The sequence below is a fragment of the Promineifilum sp. (SeqCode) genome (assembly GCF_041918635.1).
GTDB lineage: Bacteria > Chloroflexota > Anaerolineae > Promineifilales > Promineifilaceae > Promineifilum.
On the sequence record NZ_JAYRVJ010000003.1, the window covers coordinates 1 to 2,695 of the forward strand.

Genomic DNA, 2,695 nt, shown 5'->3' on the forward strand with positions numbered 1-2,695 from the left:
CGGCGGGCGATCATGGGCGAAGAACGCCTATGGGCCAGCGCCGGCTGCCCCAACTGTCACGAACGAGAGCTGGTGCGGGTGTCGCGCCAATTCAGCGACCGCTTCTATGGCCTGGCCGGCATTCCGGCCTACCGCTATGCCTGTCGCAGCTGCACGTGGCGCGGTCTGCGCATCGGCCGACGCCGTCATTTGCCCGAGCTGGATGAAGAACTGGAAGCCGCGTTGTTGCGGTTCGACCCCAACGCCACACTGACCTTCCGGCAGGAAGCGCCGGACGTGGACGCCGAACCGGCCGCGCTCGCCCGCGCCGCCTCTCTGTTTCGCGACGCCGGCGATGTGCGATGGGCGGAGGGGGGCGCGTCAGCCTATGTGAATAGCGCGATCGAGGAGCTATCCACTGACGCCCGCGCGGAACCGGTAGATTCATTGGAGTGGCTCTGGCAGAAGCTTGTGGACGGATCGGATTCGGACGCGGAAGAGTAGCCGCCCGCGCCCTGCCGCTGCCCGTTTTCTGCGATGGACGATCTTCATTCGCAGCCAAGCGTCCGCTCAATTTCCGTGTTGGTATTCAGCGACAATGACACCCCTAATGCGTCAGCGAAAAAGTCACCCTGAGTCGTTTGGCAGCGGTCGGGGCCGCTGCTGAGTATTAGAGTTGTCGTTGTCCCGGCCGCGACGCCAGGGGTGGTCAGGTGGCGGTCTGAAAGGCTTGGGCGCTGGCTGAGAGGAAGGGGCGTCTGGTTTCACGTCGAGGGCGGGGGCGACCACAGGCGGCTGGATGAGCAGGTGCTGGGGGGCGGGGGTGAACCGCTCCAGGCGGGGTGGGCCGAGATGGGCGGGCTGGAGGAGGCCGAGGAGGTGGTCACCGTAGACGACGGCCAGACGGCCATCCATGCGGTGGTGGAGGGCGACCCGCCGGCCGGCCAGGTTGAGGCGTGCGGGCAGCGGCGGCAGGGCCAGGACGTGGCCGAAGAGGCTGATGGTGTGGTCATTGGCGACGGTGCGCCAGTAGGTGAAGTGGATGCGCGCATTGGCCTCGGCCAGGGAGAGTGGGGGACGATAGGCCGAGCCGGGTTGGGCGGATGGCTGGCTGAAGCGCCGGTTGAAGCGCCGCAGGAAGGCGGGCAAGACGGCATTGGCCTGGGCCGCATCGCGGGCGTCGGCGCGGCGCAGGGCCTTGACCAGGCGGTCCTGGAAGGTCTGAAAGAGGCGTTCGACGCGCCCCTTGGCCTGCGGCGAGTAGGCCGGGATGAGGCGGATGCCCAACTCGTCCAGCAGGCGGCCCAGGTGGGTGCGCGGCTCCAGCCCGGCCAGTTGTTCGGCCAGCGTCGCCTCCTTCGGATTCTGGAAGATGGTGTGACGGTCGGCATACAGCGCCAGAGGCAGCCCGTGGGTCTGGCTGAGGTGGTGCAACAGCAGGGCGTAGCCGGTGGCATCCTCCTCTTCCCGAAACACCGCCCCGACCACTTCCCCCGTGGCATCGTCGATGGCCGCGTGCAGCGTCAGCCACGGCCCACGTCCCTCCAGCCAATCGTGCTTGCTGCCGTCAACCTGCACCAGCATGCCCTCCTGAGGATACCGCGCCCGCCGTCGCCGATGGCGCGGCGTCCGGCGCTTGCGCGGGCTGCCCAACCCCGCCCCCCGCCGCAGCCGCCGCACCGTCGGGCTGGACAGGGCAATCCCGTGCTGCTCGGCCAACTCCTCGGTGAAGTGCCGGTCGTTGTAGTCCGCGTACTCCTCCCGCGCCAGCCGCACCACCGCCTCGGCCACCGCCGGACTGACCTTGTTGACCGGCGCCCGCCCCCGATTGCCATGCGCCAGCCCCGCCGCCCCCGCCTGCCGATAGGCCGCCAACAGCCGCCGCGTCTGCCGCAGGCTCAACCCTAGCAGTTCCGCCGCCGCTGGCCCGCTGAGCCGTCCGGCCAACACCTCATTGAGCACCATCAGTCGTTTCTGTTCCTTGTTGTTCAATGTCACCTTGTCCATGTGGGTGACATTTTCGCTTTTCTCTTAAGGGGTGTCAGATTCGCTGAAGCATAACAAGGGCGGCGGATACACCTTGACAGAGGCCGGCAATTGGGAATACACTGAGGGCGCGGACTGGCGGCATCCGCGGCGGCCAAACAGCAACGTGGACGGGCTGGACGCTCACCCGGTAGTGCTCGTTTCCTGGGACGACGCGACGGCATATGCAACCTGGGCTGGCGGTCGGCTGCCGACCGAGGCGGAGTGGGAGTACGCCGCGCGCGGGCCGGAGGGTTGGACCTATCCGTGGGGGAATGAAGCGCCGTCCTGCGAACTGCTCAACTTCAACAATTGCATTGGTGACACATGGAAGGTCGGTTTCTATCCCGACGGCGCGAGCTGGGTCGGCGCGCTAGATATGGCCGGGAACGTCTGGGAATGGGTGAACGACTGGTATGGCGGCTACGGGGATCAGCCTGCCGTAAATCCAACCGGACCGAACTCAGGCGAACACAGAGCTTTGCGCGGGGGCGCGTGGAGCCTCAACAATCAGTACACGCGCGCCGCGTTCCGGAGCCGCTACATCCCGCACTACAGGTACAACGCTGTCGGGTTCCGGGTGGTCGAACTTCTCTCCGATCCTGGCTCCTGATTGCTGGTTTCTGAATTCTGATCTTCTCCTGAATTCTTTCTTTCGATCTTGGCTAACTGGCGCGATGTGGGAGCAGAG

General features: G+C 66.4%; 3 protein-coding genes. 2 read left to right on the forward strand and 1 reads right to left on the reverse strand.

All coding sequences use genetic code 11. From position 1 onward, the window contains the following. Positions 1 to 483, forward strand: a 483-nt coding sequence (locus ACE3UY_RS00050) for a hypothetical protein (protein ID WP_374685504.1), incomplete at its 5' end; no start/stop codon positions are given. Positions 484 to 606: 123 nt separating this feature from the next. Here the strand turns inward: ACE3UY_RS00050 and ACE3UY_RS00055 are convergent. Continuing rightward, complete coding sequence (locus ACE3UY_RS00055; RefSeq protein ID WP_374685505.1) at positions 607 to 1,986, reverse strand: ISNCY family transposase; 1,380 nt, start codon at positions 1,984 to 1,986, stop codon at positions 607 to 609. A gap of 73 nt (positions 1,987 to 2,059) precedes the next feature. Here ACE3UY_RS00055 and ACE3UY_RS00060 point away from each other — a divergent pair, with 73 nt between their 5' ends. Then, complete coding sequence (locus tag ACE3UY_RS00060) at positions 2,060 to 2,617, forward strand: formylglycine-generating enzyme family protein (RefSeq protein ID WP_374685506.1); 558 nt, start codon at positions 2,060 to 2,062, stop codon at positions 2,615 to 2,617. Positions 2,618 to 2,695 lie beyond the last annotated feature (78 nt).

Coding starts and splice junctions, on each gene's coding strand:
- ACE3UY_RS00055 (WP_374685505.1), bottom strand. CDS start 1,986: ATGGACAAGGTGACATTGAACAACAAGGAACAGAAACGACTGATGGTG.